The 17,914-nt window shown below is 42.0% G+C and carries 15 protein-coding genes; 1 reads left to right on the top strand and 14 read right to left on the bottom strand.

Going from position 1 to position 17,914, the window contains the following annotated elements:
• Nucleotides 1–41: 41 nt before the first annotated feature.
• The 12 genes from HMPREF1521_RS00810 to HMPREF1521_RS00755 all read right to left on the bottom strand — a co-directional run bounded on the left by HMPREF1521_RS00810 (nucleotide 42) and on the right by HMPREF1521_RS00755 (nucleotide 15,222).
• Nucleotides 42–536: a D-glycero-beta-D-manno-heptose 1,7-bisphosphate 7-phosphatase gene (locus HMPREF1521_RS00810; protein ID WP_038114675.1), complete on the bottom strand. Its 495-nt coding sequence runs from the start codon at nucleotides 534–536 to the stop codon at nucleotides 42–44.
• On the bottom strand, nucleotides 536–1,501 hold the full coding sequence (gene rfaD / locus HMPREF1521_RS00805; protein ID WP_038114672.1) for an ADP-glyceromanno-heptose 6-epimerase: 966 nt from the start codon (nucleotides 1,499–1,501) through the stop codon (nucleotides 536–538). The genes HMPREF1521_RS00810 and rfaD overlap by 1 nt, the downstream gene beginning before the upstream one ends.
• Nucleotides 1,498–2,976 (bottom strand): D-glycero-beta-D-manno-heptose-7-phosphate kinase, encoded by a 1,479-nt coding sequence (gene rfaE1, locus HMPREF1521_RS00800; RefSeq protein WP_038114667.1) that lies wholly within the window; start codon nucleotides 2,974–2,976, stop codon nucleotides 1,498–1,500. Before rfaE1 ends, rfaD begins: the two co-directional genes overlap by 4 nt.
• Before the next feature lie 22 nt (nucleotides 2,977–2,998).
• Nucleotides 2,999–3,568, bottom strand: coding sequence for a D-sedoheptulose 7-phosphate isomerase (gene gmhA, locus HMPREF1521_RS00795; protein WP_038116000.1), 570 nt, complete (start codon nucleotides 3,566–3,568; stop codon nucleotides 2,999–3,001).
• The gene (locus tag HMPREF1521_RS00790; protein WP_038114665.1) at nucleotides 3,568–4,494 is read right to left on the bottom strand and encodes a dipeptidase; all 927 of its coding nucleotides are present in this window, start codon (nucleotides 4,492–4,494) and stop codon (nucleotides 3,568–3,570) included. The genes gmhA and HMPREF1521_RS00790 overlap by 1 nt, the downstream gene beginning before the upstream one ends.
• A gap of 64 nt (nucleotides 4,495–4,558) precedes the next feature.
• Entirely contained in the window at nucleotides 4,559–5,050 is a 492-nt protein-coding gene (gene nrdR / locus HMPREF1521_RS00785) for a transcriptional regulator NrdR (RefSeq protein ID WP_038114662.1), read from the bottom strand.
• A gap of 190 nt (nucleotides 5,051–5,240) precedes the next feature.
• The gene (locus HMPREF1521_RS00780) at nucleotides 5,241–8,687 is read right to left on the bottom strand and encodes a pyruvate carboxylase (protein ID WP_038114658.1); all 3,447 of its coding nucleotides are present in this window, start codon (nucleotides 8,685–8,687) and stop codon (nucleotides 5,241–5,243) included.
• Between the two features lie 190 nt (nucleotides 8,688–8,877).
• Nucleotides 8,878–10,236, bottom strand: coding sequence for a M18 family aminopeptidase (locus HMPREF1521_RS00775; protein ID WP_038114654.1), 1,359 nt, complete (start codon nucleotides 10,234–10,236; stop codon nucleotides 8,878–8,880).
• 238 nt (nucleotides 10,237–10,474) lie between these two features.
• On the bottom strand, nucleotides 10,475–11,875 hold the full coding sequence (locus tag HMPREF1521_RS00770) for an anion permease (RefSeq protein WP_038114652.1): 1,401 nt from the start codon (nucleotides 11,873–11,875) through the stop codon (nucleotides 10,475–10,477).
• Nucleotides 11,876–12,105: 230 nt separating this feature from the next.
• Complete coding sequence (locus HMPREF1521_RS00765) at nucleotides 12,106–12,939, bottom strand: Mrp/NBP35 family ATP-binding protein (protein WP_038114649.1); 834 nt, start codon at nucleotides 12,937–12,939, stop codon at nucleotides 12,106–12,108.
• A 224-nt stretch (nucleotides 12,940–13,163) separates the two neighbouring features.
• The gene (locus HMPREF1521_RS00760) at nucleotides 13,164–14,357 is read right to left on the bottom strand and encodes a PLP-dependent aminotransferase family protein (protein ID WP_038114647.1); all 1,194 of its coding nucleotides are present in this window, start codon (nucleotides 14,355–14,357) and stop codon (nucleotides 13,164–13,166) included.
• Nucleotides 14,358–14,484: 127 nt separating this feature from the next.
• Nucleotides 14,485–15,222: a TVP38/TMEM64 family protein gene (locus tag HMPREF1521_RS00755; protein WP_038114645.1), complete on the bottom strand. Its 738-nt coding sequence runs from the start codon at nucleotides 15,220–15,222 to the stop codon at nucleotides 14,485–14,487.
• A 198-nt stretch (nucleotides 15,223–15,420) separates the two neighbouring features.
• Between HMPREF1521_RS00755 and HMPREF1521_RS00750 the strand changes: the two genes are divergently transcribed.
• Nucleotides 15,421–15,813 carry a thioesterase family protein gene (locus HMPREF1521_RS00750; protein WP_038114643.1) on the top strand — a complete coding sequence of 131 codons (393 nt, stop codon included), beginning with the start codon at nucleotides 15,421–15,423 and terminating at the stop codon, nucleotides 15,811–15,813.
• A 175-nt stretch (nucleotides 15,814–15,988) separates the two neighbouring features.
• Here HMPREF1521_RS00750 and HMPREF1521_RS00745 read toward each other — a convergent pair whose 3' ends face one another.
• On the bottom strand, nucleotides 15,989–16,978 hold the full coding sequence (locus HMPREF1521_RS00745; RefSeq protein ID WP_038114640.1) for an AraC family transcriptional regulator: 990 nt from the start codon (nucleotides 16,976–16,978) through the stop codon (nucleotides 15,989–15,991).
• Between the two features lie 11 nt (nucleotides 16,979–16,989).
• Nucleotides 16,990–17,772 (bottom strand): SDR family oxidoreductase, encoded by a 783-nt coding sequence (locus HMPREF1521_RS00740; RefSeq protein WP_038114636.1) that lies wholly within the window; start codon nucleotides 17,770–17,772, stop codon nucleotides 16,990–16,992.
• Nucleotides 17,773–17,914: the final 142 nt, after the last annotated feature.

Genomic DNA, 17,914 nt, shown 5'->3' with positions numbered 1-17,914 from the left:
ATCACCTCCATCATATCTATATCAAAGTATAAAATTACACGCTAAATAATCGTTTTTATAAAATCCAACAAATTGGTACCCGTAAATAAGTACCCTTTTATACCGGCAGCCTCGGCGGCCTCAATATCACGCGGACTATCTCCTATGAGAAAGCTTTCACCAACATTCACATCATAATCCTTAATAGCCTGATATATCATACCGGGTTTCGGTTTACGACATTCACATTCAACGGCATAGCGAGACACCGTGCCTTCTACATGATGAGGACAATAGTAGAAACGTAGAATCGGAGCCCCGCAGGCATCCAGTTCACGCCCCATATATTCATGCAGAATCTGCACATCATGTTCCGTATAATACCCCCGGGCCACACCGCTCTGATTGGTCACCACAATGAGGTCATACCCTTTACTGTAGGCATATGCAAGCGCCTCTTTAGCACCATCAACCCATTGTAAATCGTCAATCCTGTAAAGATAGTTCACATCCTTATTGATGACCCCGTCCCGATCGAGAAACAGTACTTTGCGCATCAACGTAAATATCCTTCATTATGTTCCAACAGTTCACAATATTCTTTAACGGCATCTTCCATCTTTGTAAAGCCTTTATCATAACCGGCAGCCATCAATTTAGTCGTATCCGCTTCGGTAAAGCTTTGGTATTTACCCTTTAATACCTCAGGGAACGGGATGTATTCAATTTTACCCTTACCATTGTAATCGATAACAGCCTGCATAAATTGATTAAAGCTATGTGCATTACCCGTACCGCAGTTAAATATCCCCGAGATTTCAGGATGTTCCCAGAAATAGAAATTCACATTGACTACATCTTTTACGTAGATAAAATCTCGTGTCTGACCGCCATCTTCATAACCGTCCGTGCCTTCAAACAAATTGATCACACCGGTCTCCTGATTTTTATAGAACATTTGACGTACTAAAGAAGCCATTTTATCTTTATGAGCTTCATTAGGACCATATACGTTAAAGTAACGTAAACCAACTACTTGGGCTGTATATTCACCTTCATATTTGCGTACATAACGGTCGAATAACAATTTAGAATACGCATATGGATTGAGTGCTTCTTCAGCTTCAGGCTTTTCTACAAAACCATGTGTACCATTTCCATATGTAGATGCAGAGGACGCATAGATAAATGGGATGCGCCGATCTTGGCAATAATGAAATAAATTTTTAGAACCTTCATAGTTGCTCTTCATCATATACTTGCCGTTATATTCCATCGTATCTGCACAAGCGCCTTCGTGGAACACGACGTCAATAGGCCCTACATCAAAAGATCCGTCAGCAACAGCATAATCAAAATCATCACAATCGATATAATCTAAAAATTCCAGGTTTTGAATATTGCGAATTTTACGCCCATCTGTGAGGTCATCAACGATAATAATATCCGTACGACCACGCTCATTCAAGGCTTTCACAATATTACTGCCGATAAAACCGGCACCACCGGTTACGATAATCATAATTTGCCCTCCTTAGCCATCTCGGCTATTTTTTCTACTATATCCGACGTGGAATAGCCTTCTTTAAATGAAAGCACCTCTACATCATCAACGGACTCACGCCCTACGATATCTTCTTTTTTATAGTCTCCGCCCTTAACGAGTATATTAGGTCGCAAATAGGCCAATAGTTCTGCAGGCGTATCTTCTTCAAACAGTACAACTCCGTCCACACAGCCCAAAGCGCTGAGCAGTGCAGCACGATCATCTTCACTTACGATGGGACGCGTTTCCCCTTTCAAACGACGGACGGAACAGTCTGAATTAAGGCCTATAATCAGATGGTCGCCGAGTTGAGCCGCCTCTTGCAAATATGTAATATGTCCGCGATGAAGAATGTCGAAGCATCCGTTCGTAAATACCACGGTGTCTCCATTTTGCTGCCACCGTTTCACGAGATCTGACATCTCCTCTTTCGTGTATAGAGGCTTATCCTGTAAGCCCCGTTGCAAAGAGTGCCACAGTTCTATCAACTCGGAGCGATGAATCGGATAGGTTCCCACCTTCGCTACGACGATACCGGCCGCACCATTTGCAATATGAAGCGCTAATCGCATCGATAATTTACCTGCAAGACATGTAATAATCATCGACACCACCGTATCGCCGGCACCACTTACGTCAAATACTTCCTGCTGTGTCGCAGGATTGTGCCATGTACGGCCATCCTTCGCGATAACGGTAATCCCTTTTGCGGAGCGAGTGGCTACAATATAATCTAAATCAACAGATTGCAGAATCTCCTTCGCCGCATTGACGATAGATTCATCATCATTCACCAACGTACGCCCCACGCATTCACCGAGTTCTTTCACATTCGGGGTAATACACGTCGCCCCGTTATATTTAGACCAATCGGCCCCCTTAGGATCCACGATAGTCTGTACATTGTATTGTTTTGCCAACGCAAAGACCTTTTTTAACAGGCTCGGTGTACATACGCCCTTACCATAATCGGAAATAACGATACCGTCTATACCCGATTTGCAAAGATTCTCCAACCATGTTGCAAGTTGCATTTCCTCATCGGAGGTTAAATCTATAATTATTTCAAAATCAAGGCGCATCATCTGTTGACGGTCACCTAAAATACGCATCTTTGTAATGGTGGAGCGATTATCATCGATGATGAGTCCTGAAGTATCAATGTGATCTGCCTCCAAGAGGGATTTCAATAGGCGACCATGATCATCATTGCCAGATAAAGCTCCTAAGTATACATGACAGTCCAGGTTTGCCAAATTAGACGCCACATTACCGGCGCCACCAAGCACCTCTTTTATTTGAGAAACGCGATTTACCGGAACAGGAGCTTCCGGCGAAATGCGACTCACATCGCCAAATACATATCGGTCCACCATCACATCACCGATAACGGCAATGTTAAGATTTGGCAATGTATTCATTAAAAATTGATTAATTGTGGTATTGATCATAGCTTATATTCCTATCTACTCATCAATAGTCTTCTTCGATTAATTCACAGATGATATGACCTGCTAAAATATGCATTTCTTGAATGCGGGCCGTCACCTTGCTCGGAACGGCGAGTGTAATATCACAAAGCTCGGCCATCTTGCCGCCGCCTTCGCCGGTAAATCCGATTGTATGCATACCGATGGAGCGTGCCATTTCAACAGCTTTCAGAACATTTTTGGAATTTCCCGACGTAGAAATTCCGATGAGAACATCTCCGGAGCGACCAAGTCCCTCCACCTGACGAGCAAAGACAACATCATAATCATAATCATTGGCAATGGATGTCAAAATAGATGTATCCGTCGTAAGTGCAACAGCAGCCAAGGAACGACGTTCCTTTTTAAACCGACCGATCAATTCAGCCGCCAAATGCTGAGAATCTGCTGCAGATCCGCCATTGCCGCAAAACAATATTTTATTTCCATTTTCAATAGCTGTTTTACAGCGAATTCCTATGTCCTGGATAATCTCCATCTGTTCCATGGTCTTTCCAAAAACATCTAAATGCTCAGAAAATCGCTCTGCAATCATAGGATTTAAATCATTCATCATAAAAGCTCCTTTAACAGTCTGTCCGCATTTTTCCAAAATATCTTATCCCGTTGTTCCACGGTCAAACCGGCCATTCCAAACGCATCATAGAGACGACTCATCTGCGATGTATCCGCGATTTCCGTTTCCGGTGGAATACCGTCAAAATCAGTGCCCAACGCCAACACATCTTCACCGCCCTTATCGATAAGGTATAGTCCATGTTTAACAATGTCCTCAATACGACTGACCGGCGATGTGCCCAGGAAATTCTGCGCAAAATTGAGCCCTATAACGCCCCCCTTATTAGCGATGAGCTTAATAAGGGTATCAGGTAAATTACGCGTATGATTTCTCACTGCCCGCGCATTTGAATGAGATGCGACGAAAGGGACATCAAGGATATCACCTAACTGCTCCGTTCCAGCATCATTGAGATGTGAACAATCAACAATAATCCCCATATCCTGCATGGCTTCGACAAATTCAACACCCTTAGCCGTCAATTTTTTGGATTGATCCCCACAATGAGGTTCTCCCAATCCGTTCGGATAATTCCAGGTCAATGTGATAAGACGTATGCCGTCCTTATAGGCTTGTGAAAGTTTCTGTAAATCACCACCGAGAACACCGCCCTCCTCAATGGAAAGAAGAGCCCCGATTTTGCCGGACTCATATACCCCCTGTATATCCTGATAAGAGAGCACATGCTCTATGTGCTCTCCATAACGCTCAATTTGCGATGTACATAAATCACGCATATCCTCATAGCGACCATAAGGATTATCTGTTTCATGTAAATCGATATAAAATGCAAAATCTTGCACCTTGCTGTGAGCCTTCCGTAATTTTTCTATATCTATTTTCCAGCGGTTTCGATATAAATCACCGCTGTCAGGATGATCCAGCAGCTGCATCATCGTATCACAATGTAAATCTATCATAAGGCCCCACACATCGTATACATCATGATTTCAAAACCATGTATAATCGATACTGCGAAAATAACTATTCTTCAACGGCAGGTTTACGTTTCGGCTTTTTGGCATCTAGCTTTTTAAGGGCCTTTAACTCTTCCATAAAACTGTCAATATTGTCAAACTTGCGATATACACTGGCAAAGCGAACATAGGCAACTTGGTCGATATCCTTTAATTGTTGCAATACCAGTTCACCGATACGGTCCGTAGTTACCTCTTGATTGATTTCGTTGCGGATATCGCGTTCCACATCATTAACAACCTGTTCCATCACGGACATCGGCACAGTTCGTTTATCACAGGAGCGCAATAAACCGTTTAATAATTTACCGCGATCAAAGAGTTCACGGCGTCCGTTTTTCTTTAGTACCATAAGCGGCACTTCTTCTATAATTTCATATGTAGTAAAGCGACGGCCACAATTGATACATTCGCGGCGACGGCGAATACTATTACCTTCATCAGTCGTTCTCGAGTCTGTTACCTTCGTGTCTGTGTGTTGGCAATAAGGACATCTCATCTGTTACTACTCCTTTTCTACTAAATATTAAGTGAAACAGGCATAATAAGCCCATTTTCTACACTATATATAGTACCATGAAAACCGCTAAAATACAAAGAATCCCTAGGATTTCCTAGGGATTTCTTCATTATTCCCACGATTTTCAAATTATCAAAATAGAGAATAAACTTTTATTAAGTTATAGTCCTTATCGCTTCAAAGCATCCTCGATACGAAGCAAGCAGTCACCGGATTCAATACGACTGCCTTCACGAACGAGAACCTCTTCAACGATACCGTCGATTGGAGCCGTAATCGTCGTTTCCATCTTCATGGCTTCCGTTACGATTAACGGTTCACCCTTCGTTACGGACTGACCATTCTTAACGAGAATCTTAACAACAGATCCGGATAATGTAGCTCCGATTTCACCAGGGTTCGATTCATCCGCTTTACGACGAACAACACCGGTGGTTTTTGCATGTTTATCATGAACCTTAATGCTACGCGATTGACCGTTAAACTCAAACAATACAATGCGATTACCATCCTCATCAGGTTCGGAATAACCGTTCATTCTGATGATAAGGGTCTTACCTTTTTCAATGGTTACCTGAATTTCTTCGCCGCGCTTCATACCGAAGAAGAACGTCGGCGTATCAAGTACGGACACATCACCGAAATCGCTTACAAATTTATTGTAATCCTGATAAACCTTAGGATATAGGCAATATGCACTTACATCTTCATCAGTGGTTTGCGCACCCATATCGCTCAATTCATTGCGGACATGTTCAAAATCGGTCGGAGGCAATACGGCACCCGGACGAACGGTAATAGGACGCGCCCCTTTCAAGATAATCTTCTGTAACTTTTCAGGGAACCCTTGGTACGGTGTTCCGAGGCGGCCTTCAAAGAATTCCACTACGGATTGAGGAAAATCAAGAAGCTCTCCTTTTTCGAAGATATCTTTTTCCGTCAAGTTATTTTGTACCATGTACAATGTCATATCCCCTACAACCTTGGAGGACGGCGTTACTTTAATGATATCACCGAACATCATATTGACCTGATGGTACATTTTCTTGATATCCGTCCAGCGGTCACCAAGGCCTACCATCTTTGCCTGTTGCTGCAAATTGGAGTATTGTCCGCCCGGCATTTCATGTTGGTATACCTCTGTATTAGGATATGCTTCAGCTTTATCGACACCTCTATAGTAAGGTCGAATGCTGCCGAAGTAATGGGACATTTCCTCCATGTAGTCGATATTCATTTCAGGCTGACGTTCATGACCTGCCAAGGCATAATACATGGAATTCATGCTCGGCTGACTTGTGCCGTTAGCAAACGCGGAGTACGCCAAATCGATAACATCTACACCGGCATCTACTGCTCGGCCGTATGTATAAATGGAATTACCGGAGCCTTCATGTGTATGCAAATGAATAGGAACGGACACCGCATCTTTTAAGGCGGATACCAAATTATAAGACGCTTGCGGTTTCAAGAGGCCCGCCATGTCTTTGATGGCAATAATATTCGCCCCTGCTTTTTCAAGCTCTTTCGCCATGTTCACATAGTAGTCCAAGTTGTATTTTGTACGTTTCCCGTCCAAAATATCGCCCGTATAACATAGAGCCACTTCGGCTATTTTATTCTGAGCACGAACTTCATCGATGGCTACATGCATATTATCCAAGCTGTTCAAGCTGTCAAATACGCGGAACACATCGATACCGTTTACAGCGGCACGTTGAATAAACTGACGTACCACATTATCCGGATATGAAGTATAACCTACCGCATTAGCACCGCGAAGCAACATTTGCAACAATGTATTCGGTACTTCGCGACGGAACATGCGCAACCGTTCCCATGGATCTTCATGCAAGAAACGATAGGATACGTCAAAGGTAGCACCGCCCCAACATTCAAGAGAGAATAAGTTCGGTACACCTTTTGCCGCATGGCCGGCTACACGTGCCATATCAATGGTACGTAGACGAGTCGCAAATAATGATTGATGGGCATCACGCCATGTAGTATCCGTAAAGAATACTTGTTTCTGTTCGCTCAACCATTTGGAAAATTTATCCGGACCTAATTTATCGAAGGTCTGTTTTGTTCCCTCCGCAGGGCTTATATCCAATGCAGATGGCATCTGAATAGGATCAAAGTCAGGAACTTCCTGATGACCGGCGCCGGAATAGCCGTTAATCGTCACATCCGCAATGTAACGCAATAATTTTGTACCACGGTCACGATCCGGTTTCAATTCAAACAATTCAGGATGTTCTTCAATGAAGTTTACATTGTAATGACCACTTTGGAATTCAGGATTTTCCAATACATTGATTAAGAAATGAATATTAGTTTTTACGCCGCGGATACGGAATTCCTTCAGGCAACGTAACATTTTACGAATAGTTTCGTCATTATTAGGCCCGAATGCAGTCGCTTTCACAAGCAAGGAATCATAATACGGTGTTACGACAGCCCCCGTGAAAGCATTCCCCGAGTCAAGGCGGATACCGAAACCGCCGGAACTACGGTATGCCAGGATTTTACCCGTATCAGGCATGAAGTTATTTTTCGGATTTTCAGTGGTAATACGACATTGAATAGCCGTCCCTTTACAAGGAATTTTATCCTGTTCAGGGATCCCCACCTCAGGACTATGTAAGCTGTAGCCTTCAGCAATGCGGATCTGAGAATGTACAATATCAATATCCGTAACCATTTCCGTTACGGTATGTTCTACCTGAATACGAGGGTTAACTTCGATGAAGTAGAAACTGCCGTCCGCTGTTACCAAAAACTCAACTGTACCGGCATTGACGTAGTGAACATTCTTCATGATCTTAACGGCTGCTTCACATACAGCTTTGCGCGTTTCCAACGGTAACGCAAAGGCTGGCGCCATTTCAACGACCTTTTGATGACGGCGTTGTACGGAGCAGTCACGTTCATGGAGATGAACCACATTACCGTGTTCATCACCCAGGATTTGTACCTCAATGTGTTTCGGTTCTACGATGAGCTTTTCCACGTATACATCGTCATCACCGAAAGCGGCTTTCGCTTCAGACTTAGCGCGATCATACGCATCGCGAAGATCCTCCTTGCGATGAACTTCACGCATACCGCGACCGCCACCGCCGTTAACGGCTTTAATCATCAACGGGAAGCCATGAGTATCAGCAAATTCTTCCAGTTGAGCAAAATCCTTAAGCGCTCCATCAGAGCCCGGAATCATAGGGATGTCAGCCAATTTCGCCTGTTCACGGGCATTAACCTTATCGCCGAACATATGAAGATGTTCAATTTTAGGACCGATAAAAATAATTCCTTCTTCTTCGCATCGACGGGCGAAACCTTCATTTTCGGATAAGAATCCATAACCCGGATGAATGGCGTCGATGTCATGTTCTTTTGCAATACGGATGATATCTTCAATATCAAGATATGCATCAACAGGTTTCTTACCTTCCCCTACGAGGTAGGCTTCATCAGCTTGATTACGATGTAAGGACAATGTATCCTCTTTAGAGTAAATGGCTACTGTTTTAATACCCATTTCATTACATGCGCGAAATACGCGAATTGCAATTTCACCACGGTTGGCAACCAAAACGGATTTGATTTTTTTCATGTATTGCCTCCTACCAGCTTCGACGGATGTGAACCTTCAGCTTTCAATTTTATTAATATATAAATACTAATCGGATATATATTTAGTTATAAGCATATATAGATATGACTCATCAAAAATAACGATATCCTTGTATTCATACTGATATACACTTATTATACAATATTTTCACCATAATAAAAGATAGTATTTACTCATCTCCGAGGAAATAATTCATTAAATGATTCAGTTGATTTTGATCAGCGGATCCCATTGTTTCTCGCGCGGAATGCATCGCCAAAATCGGTAAGCCGATATCCATGGTACGCATCGGTAACATAGCGGAAGAAATCGATCCCACCGTAGAGCCTCCGGGAACATCGGAACGATTTACGTAGATCTGATACTGTACATCGGCCTCCTCACAAAGCCCCTTAACGATGGCAATCGCCTTCGCATCACCCGCATAGGACTGACTGGAGGCCATTTTAAGTGCCAGGCCCTGATTGAGCACGGGTATATTCGTAATATCATTTTTCTCCGGATAATTAGGATGTAATCCATGAGCTACATCGGCTGAAATCATAAAACCCTTTGCCAAATCTTCATCCATATCCTGCGCAGTAAAGCCTAATACATCATAAATACGTTTTACCAGATTCGGTAACAACATACCGGCTCCGCCTTGTTTAGTCCGACTTCCTACCTCTTCATTGTCGAATAAAATGGCACAACGAATGCCGTCGACTTTATTTTTATGAGCTGCAATAATTCCCGACAATACACCGAAGCAGGATGTCAGATTATCTAATCGCGGTGAGCTGATAAAATCACCTTCTATCCCTAATGTACAACCTTGCTCGACAGGATATAACGTCATTTCATATGATAAAATTTCCGATGGATCACAATCGACCTCATCCGCAAGAAAATGCATCCATTCATCATAACATTCAATAGATTCATTATTATCCGACGTCGACATGGCTTTAACATGACTATCCCCGTTACGGGTTCCGTTATCGGCATCTCTTTTTTCCATCATAAGAATCGGCAACATATCTTTCTGACGATTCAGCTTTACCCCGTCATTAACGGCACGATTCATATGAATCGCCAAGTTCGGAATGATGGCGATGGGCCGCTTTGTATCCACTAAAACGGAGTCCACGTCAAATGCGGATTCCCCCTTAAGCACGACGGTCCCGGCAGCCCCCAAAGGTCTGTCGAGCCATGTATTTTCAATGAGGCCGCCGTACATTTCCACGTTTAATTTTTTATAACCTTTCACGGACACAACGGGATTCGGTTTTACACGAATCGCGGGAAAATCCGTATGTGCCGATGCAACCCGCAATGTCTGACGAGGGTTCTTACCGATATGAAAGGCAAACAATGTCGTGCCGAATACATTCACTACATAAGAACCGGGATGCAATTCCCATGTATCCCCCAATGAAAGTTCGGTAAATCCCGAGTCCAGTAACATTTGTAAACTCGTATCTACCGTATGATACGGTGACGTACACGCACCAATATATTTCAATAATTGTTGATTATCAAACTTCATATGTACCTCCTATGCAAAAGCATGCATGTAATCGTACAATCATAATGAATACTTTCACTATTCATACAATCTATAATAATATTACAGATTAATCACATATGATTACTGCTCTTATTTTATCACAAAAAGCCGTCCCCAACGGGACGGCTTCATGTATACATAGATATGTTCACATCAATAAAATTGGACTGTAATTATACTATGTAAATCTTAATTTGTAATTACACTTTATACAGGCTTACCACATACCGATCACTTTCATCCATACGGAACCAATGCCCACGAAGATAATCAAGTTAATTACGGACGTGAAGAAACCGAGTTTCCACCATGTGTTTTGAGGAACATAACCGGTATTGAAGATTACCGGAGATGGACCTGCCGCATAGTGAGTCAAGGACATGCAGAGATTAGATGTGAAAGCGATCATCAACAATGTCAACATCGGTGGTGCACCTGCGGAAATTGCTATCGCAGAAAATGCTACGAACATTGCGGAAATATGCGCTGTTAGCGATGCAAACACATAATGTGCATATGTATTGACAACCACGGCTACAATAAATGCAATAACCCAGGAGCCTTCCGGAATATAACCGCCAACTAGTACGGTGGCCCATTTAATAAAGCCCAGCTTGGAAAGAAATCCGGCGAAAGCCATCAATGTACCCATCCATACCAATGTATCCCAGGCACCTTTTTCACTTTTAACATCATCCCAAATCAGTACGCCTGTAGCTAATAAAATAGAAATACCCAAGAAGGCTACAACAGTTGCATCAAGATTCGTGAATTGAGATGTAGCCCACAATACAAGCGCTAAAATAAATACGCCAAGCATAATCCATTCCTGGAAGCTCATAGAGCCCAATTCTTTTAATTCTTGACGAATCATTTGCTGCGCTTCACGGGCATCTTTGATTTCAGGTGGATATACCTTATAGATAAAGTACGGCATAATCAGCAACGCAATTATCCCCGGGACGATAGCGGCCATGGCCCAGTCACCCCAAGTGATACCGATACCAAATGATTGAAGTGCCAACGCAGCAACCAAGGTATTACCGGCCATGGAAGTTTGGAACATGGCAGATGTAACGGTATTTACCTGATAAATAGACTGCATCAAAAATGAACCGATTTTACGTGGACCATTTTGCGGTTCAGAACCGAATGCTTTTGCCAAACTTGTTGTAATCGGCATGATAACACCACCTACACGTGCCGTATTAGACGGTGTTGCCGGCGCCAATATCAAGTCAGATAATGCCAACGCATAAGCCAATCGTAAACTTGAGCTACCGAAAGCAGAAATCAAATTATATGCAATGCGCTTGCCTAAACCGGTTTTTATAAAGCCACGGGAGAATAAGAACGCGCCTACAATGAGCCAAATAGCAGAATTAGAGAAGCCGGATAAACCTTCACTGATCTTTAATGTTCCCGTCAATGCAGCAACTGTGATAACGATAATAGATACGCCACCAATCGGCAACGGTTGCGTAATAAAACCTGCGATAGTAGCGACAAAGATGGCGAATAAATGCCAGGACTGCGGTGTAAGCCCTTCCGGTGTAGGCACAAACCATAGCCCTACACCTAAGATGATTGGAATTAACCAATTAGTAAATTTCTTCATTTACATACCTCCTACTTAGGAACTCGAAAACCTAACAATTCATTATTAAAGTTTCAAGGTATTATAGTGACAGCCATATCGTCTATAGCTTCCATTATATTATCTTTAGTATAAATCCATAATATATAAAATAGAAATATAAATTTATTTACATATCATAAATAAAATCTATTGTAAAAAAGAAAGCTGCACACACCGATGGCATGTACAGCTCACATGTAGAATATAACCTATTGCGGTAAGGATACATCCTCCAAATTCGTCTTTTCAATGGATTCAATATCGCCTTGATCACAAAGATTGGCAATGGTAGGATCAATTGGCAAACGACCCAATAAAAGTAAGCCGTACTTCTGAAGAATTTCTTCAATATGGCTTTTACCAAAAATCTCATAATCCTTGCCGTTATCTGGGCAATGGAAGTAAGAATAGTTTTCTACTACACCGATGATCGGCACCTGCATGAGATCAGCCATTTTTACGGCCTTTTCAACAATCATGGATACCAGATCCTGAGGAGACGTAACGATGATGATACCGTCCAACTTCAAGGATTGATAAACGGTAATCGCCACATCACCTGTGCCCGGCGGCATATCAACAAATAAATAATCGATATCCTTCCAAATAACATCACTATAGAATTGTTTAACCACATTACCTAAAATCGGACCACGCCATAAAACAGGGTCCGTATCGTTTTCCAAGAGGAGGTTTACGGACATAACATCGATACCGCCCTTGGATTTCACAGGATACATACCGATTTCATCGGCATACGCTTTTTCCTTGATACCAAAGATTTTAGGAATTGATGGACCTGTAATATCCGCATCTAGAATACCGACTTTATAACCTTTACGAGCCATCGTAATAGCCATCAAGCTCGTAACCGAGGACTTACCTACGCCGCCTTTACCGGAAACAACACCGATAACATGCTTAACGGAACTCAATTCATGTAATGGAGCCGTAAGATCTTGCGGTTGTTGTGGTGCGCCACCACCGCAGGAGGATTGAGATGGGCATCCGCCGCAATCGCTGCCGCTGCTACTGCAACCCATAGTAAACACCTACTTTCTTTAAAGGACTTGCCTTTATAATCTATATAAAAGTTTAATTCTTACACTGTAAATACGACGTATCTACAGTAACATTGTATCATGTTATATCAAAATTTATCAATATATAGATATACCATAATGATGACAATGTAATTAATCCGGTTTTACATTCCGATAATATAAAAAACCTATGGAGTAACCGTTATACAAATTCAAGGCTTATCTCATTCACCACAGAATTCTTTCGTCAAGGCGCCTAAAATCTTCATCCCTTTTGTGATTTCCTCAACAGTCGGCACCGTATAACTCAACCGGAATGCATGACCCTCACCGGCTCCGTCCGCCGCGAAGGCTCCGCATTTAATTATGCCCACATTCTTATCCATGCAGGCTTCAAAAAATGCGTCGCAATCGACGGATTCCGGCATCGTCATCCATGCGAACATACCGCCTGTAGGCTTTGTAAGATGAACTTTAGAACTCGCATATGTATCGAAAGCGTTGAGCAATGCATCACACTTCATTTTATATACCTTGCGTACATTATCGAGATGTGCATCATAATCAATGGTATCTAAAACATGGGCCACTACCTTCTGTGTCACTAGCGGCATCTGCCCTGCCGTATTATTTTTGAGTGCCTGAACCGCCTCGATAATCTTCGCCGGTCCGAACAAGAAACCTACCCGAAGGCCTGCTGATAACGTCTTGGAATAAGAGCCTGCATAAAGAACACGGTCCTCCGTATCAAAAGACTTAAAGGTCGGAATATATTCACCGGCAAAGCGAATTTCACCGTAAGGATCATCTTCATAAATAAATAAGTCATATTTTGAGGCAACTGCATAAATCTCTTTCCGTCGCTCCAGCGGCATCGTAATTCCTGTAGGATTTTGAAAATTAGGAATAAGATAGATATATTTCCCCTTTCCAGATTGAGCAGCCTTTTCCAGCTCAGCCGGAATCATCCCGTATTCATCGGTTTTAATTCCTACCGCCTTACCGCCCATATTGCGCACCGAATTGATTGCACTGGTAAAAGTATACTCATCCATGTACACTTCGTCACCCGGTTCAATGACGGTAATAGGCACAAGGCCTAACAGTTGTCCCGCTCCATTAGAAATGATGAGATCTTGGCCTTCCGGGTTCATATGATGCGTTTTAACCAAGCGCTGTAAAGTCAACTCTGCAAGTCTGGCATCGCCTTGCATCGGTCCGTATTGCAACAGACTCATAGGGTTTGAATGTACCACCTTATCAAAAGCTTTTTCAATAATTTCAACAGGAATAGCCTCCGGTGCGGGATTACCGATACCGAAACTGATAAAACCATCTACGCCCACACCACGTTCAAAAACTTCACGAATAAAATTAGGGCCTTTCAAGGTCACCCGTTCAGGAAGGGAAAAGCTCATAAAATCGCCTCTTTCACATAATAACTATATCTACGTTCTATTACGATATGCATTCAATAGCACTATTACAAATTACACGCTGCACCGCAACTCGATATTAATCAGCTGCAGTATAACATATAACACATTACGCATTCGGATCATGATCCTGCTCGGCATTTCGTTTATTGATGTAATATTTATATACTTTCCACAATATAAAATATGCAATGCCTGCCACAACGACGATGATACCGAGGCGGGACATATTGTCCTGAAAATTAACGATATCCGTACCGATGGCAACTTCGAGCGCCGTTGAAGGAAACTTACCGATTAAATTGGCCAAGATATAATCACGCGGCTTAATCTTACTGATAGCGCCCAAAGCCGTGATGACACCGGACGGAAAATACGGTAGCGACCGTGCAAAAAGCATAACGACAAAGCCGTTTTTACCGGAAAAATCATCTACTTTCATCAGCACGCTGCTCTTGGCAATCAGTTTATCCGCCGTATCGCGCAAGAAGTATCGCATAATATAAAAGCTGATAACAACGCCAATCGTTTCAGCGAGCCAAGAGATAATAATGCCCGGCCACATACCGAAAACCAAACCGTTAGCTGTAGAAATAAAAATGGATGGTAAAAAGCCGACCGCATTAACAAAAATGTCGAGGACCATGCTGATCAACATCGCCATAGGCCCGAAGCTTTGAATATACTCTGCAATTTCCTCCATCGATCCATCTGTAGCCAGATGCCACATAGTCGGATAAAATGTAGGATCTACTATATTAATGGCAATTAATAGGGCAATAAAACCAATGCCAGCTATTAACTGAACCCAGCCTTCACCGGAAGGCTTTAAATGTCGTTTACTCATATATACCTCGTTTTATAAAAACTAGTTCCATTATACCATGAATTCTATAGAACAGTTATGCAGCATAAAAAATTTAATTCTAACTAGCGCTCTAGCGCTAATATCATAAAAATTATTTACCATAGAATAGCATAACAATTATTTAAAGATGTATAATACAATTATTATAACAATATTCTCAATGAAAGAAGGTATACTATGGTATCAGCAGGTCAAACAGCAACAGCCACTGTCGTCGTTACAGAGTCAAACATCGCAAGAACAATGAAATCCGGTGCCTTAGATGTATTCGCCACACCCGCTATGTGCGCTCTCATGGAAGAAGCCGCACAGGCAGCCGTACAACCACATCTGGAAGCCGGCGAGGGCACGGTGGGGATTTCCCTATCCATCACTCACGAAGCACCGTCACCTCTCGGTGCAACGATTACGGCAAAAGCTACTGTCAGCGCAGTCGAAGGTCGCAAAATCACATTCGATATTGAAGCATCTGACGGAATAGGTATTATCGGCCGCGGTACGCATGAACGATTCATCATCAACAATGATAAATTCACGAAGAAGGTTGTACAACGCAGTTCCAGCAATTAATGCCATGACGGAAAAGCACACACAAAACGACCGCTCATATCTCAAATTAAACATTAGAGATATGAGCGGTCATGTTTACATATCCATGAAACACCATTAAATTTATATATGCTCGGTATTTATTTTTTCTTACGTCCCTTAAATGTTAACTTTACCATCACATTACCAGTAACCGTCAATTTAATGACAACTGTCGTCTGAATTCACTTACACTCATTCCTGTCCATACAGTGAAAGCACGTGTAAAAGGGTTATATTCTTGATATCCCAATAAAAATGCTATCTCCCGCGTTTCCATGGTCGTATGTTCAAAATAGTATATCGCCAGTTCTTTCCGAGTCTCATTTAATATGCTCTGAAATGTACTATGTTCTTCTGTTAAATAACGTTGTAACGTACGTCTGCTGATTCCCAATTCATGTGCCACATCATCAACAGTATATTTACCGGCCGGCAATGCTTCAAGTAATATGGCCTTCACCTGCTTACAAACCGACTCTTCGGTTCCCATGTTATATAGCCGTTTATTTAACTCTGGTTTAAAGAACGTCCACATCGTATCATTGTTCGAGATAAAGGGAATATGTAAATCAGAAATCCGAAAGATTATATTTGGTTGACTGTCGTTTGTAATATCTATACCGAAATACTCGCTATACAGATCTGTATTTATTGTGAAATTATCTATTCCTACATAAATGGGACTTATATGTTCTTTAGTCGCTTTACGTAATAAATTGACAAGAAACAGAAATTCACCGACAACAAACGTAGCAGATAATTGCCCTTTATCATAAGATATTAACGAAACCGTCACTGATGATGCATTTATTTCAAGTCGATAATTCATGGGGCCAATTAACATTTTATATTGTTTTAACCGCCGGATGCATTCCATTCCATTCTGACTGCAATAAGCCGCAAAAATAGGAGGTGAGAATATTTCTATGCCCTCACCTGTAGCCATACGGATTAAATCTTGCGGAGTCTGTAAGGATTCCCCTATGACATCCATAAACCGCCTATACTCGTCAGATGTCATCATCACCTTTTCAGCACGGAACAATCCTGACGGAAGATTTGCTTTCTTTAATACTTCAGTCAAATTTACATTATTTCGTTTTAACAGTTCCTCATATTGCCCATCCAAATGATATTTTTTCATTGCTTTTAACCTTATTTAACAGTCTGTTGATCCGCTATAAACCCCATAGTTATTTTTTTAGGCATCATCGGCATAAGCTTCACAAACCCTTTCTGCCATCCCGGTAATCCGGAAATAACGCTCATCTCACCTTTCATCATACCTTCATACCCATCCTTTGCAACCTGTTCGGGCTTACCTGCATTGGCAAACATCTTCGTATCAGCCAAGCCGCCAGCCGCTGCAAATCCTGTCGCCATCGCACCGGGCATCAATACAGTACAACTTACACCGGTATCCTTTAATTCATACCACACCGCATTACTCAACGATGTAAGATACGCTTTCGTAGCATAATATTCAGCTTGTAACGGTCCGGGTATCAGTGCTGCCGTGGAGGACACATTTAAAATTCGCCCGCTATTACGAGCTATGAACTCAGGAAGAAACAGTTTCATCAATTTTGTAGGCGTAATCATATTTACATTTGCCATATACAAATCCTGCTCTATGGTACGCTCAACAAATGTGCCTTGACCTCCAAAACCGGCATTATTGATCAGATAATCGACAGTTACGCCCAAATCTCTAACTGTATTATAGATTGTCTCTGCCGCATTATAATTAGTAAAATCAGCTGCAATAGAGTAAACTTGAACATGATAGGTATCTTTCACCCATTTTTTTTGCTCATCTAACTTATTTTCATCTCGGCCTACAAGAATTACATCACCGCCCTGACGGGCATGCAATTTAACAAACTCGATGCCCAATCCACCCGTAGACCCTGTAATTAATGCTGTTGTATGTTTCATTATATACCTCATTTCATAATATGCACATTCTGTTTTACCAGAATGCCCTGAATCATTACACTCATATTATATCTGACTGTAACCTTAAATGTAACATCAATGCGTGCCATCATTTAATCAATTTACGCCAATATGGAAATAT

The organism is Veillonella sp. AS16 (assembly GCF_000517785.1).
Taxonomy (GTDB): domain Bacteria; phylum Bacillota; class Negativicutes; order Veillonellales; family Veillonellaceae; genus Veillonella; species Veillonella denticariosi.
The sequence above is the reverse complement of the archived record's forward strand: the minus strand, read 5'-3'. Positions and strand labels throughout refer to the sequence as shown.

Bases quoted from the DNA above. Each gene is read 5' to 3' on its own strand.
- HMPREF1521_RS00775 (WP_038114654.1), bottom strand. From the start codon at position 10,236: ATGAAGTTTGATAATCAACAATTATTGAAATATATTGGTGCGTGTACG.
- rfaD (WP_038114672.1), bottom strand. From the start codon at position 1,501: ATGATTATCGTAACCGGTGGTGCCGGTTTTATCGGCAGTAATATTGTG.
- HMPREF1521_RS00745 (WP_038114640.1), bottom strand. From the start codon at position 16,978: ATGAAAAAATATCATTTGGATGGGCAATATGAGGAACTGTTAAAACGA.
- HMPREF1521_RS00760 (WP_038114647.1), bottom strand. From the start codon at position 14,357: ATGAGCTTTTCCCTTCCTGAACGGGTGACCTTGAAAGGCCCTAATTTT.
- HMPREF1521_RS00810 (WP_038114675.1), bottom strand. From the start codon at position 536: ATGCGCAAAGTACTGTTTCTCGATCGGGACGGGGTCATCAATAAGGAT.
- HMPREF1521_RS00750 (WP_038114643.1), top strand. From the start codon at position 15,421: ATGGTATCAGCAGGTCAAACAGCAACAGCCACTGTCGTCGTTACAGAG.
- HMPREF1521_RS00770 (WP_038114652.1), bottom strand. From the start codon at position 11,875: ATGAAGAAATTTACTAATTGGTTAATTCCAATCATCTTAGGTGTAGGG.
- HMPREF1521_RS00765 (WP_038114649.1), bottom strand. From the start codon at position 12,939: ATGGGTTGCAGTAGCAGCGGCAGCGATTGCGGCGGATGCCCATCTCAA.
- HMPREF1521_RS00755 (WP_038114645.1), bottom strand. From the start codon at position 15,222: ATGAGTAAACGACATTTAAAGCCTTCCGGTGAAGGCTGGGTTCAGTTA.
- HMPREF1521_RS00780 (WP_038114658.1), bottom strand. From the start codon at position 8,687: ATGAAAAAAATCAAATCCGTTTTGGTTGCCAACCGTGGTGAAATTGCA.
- nrdR (WP_038114662.1), bottom strand. From the start codon at position 5,050: ATGAGATGTCCTTATTGCCAACACACAGACACGAAGGTAACAGACTCG.
- rfaE1 (WP_038114667.1), bottom strand. From the start codon at position 2,976: ATGATCAATACCACAATTAATCAATTTTTAATGAATACATTGCCAAAT.
- HMPREF1521_RS00790 (WP_038114665.1), bottom strand. From the start codon at position 4,494: ATGATAGATTTACATTGTGATACGATGATGCAGCTGCTGGATCATCCT.
- HMPREF1521_RS00740 (WP_038114636.1), bottom strand. From the start codon at position 17,772: ATGAAACATACAACAGCATTAATTACAGGGTCTACGGGTGGATTGGGC.
- gmhA (WP_038116000.1), bottom strand. From the start codon at position 3,568: ATGAATGATTTAAATCCTATGATTGCAGAGCGATTTTCTGAGCATTTA.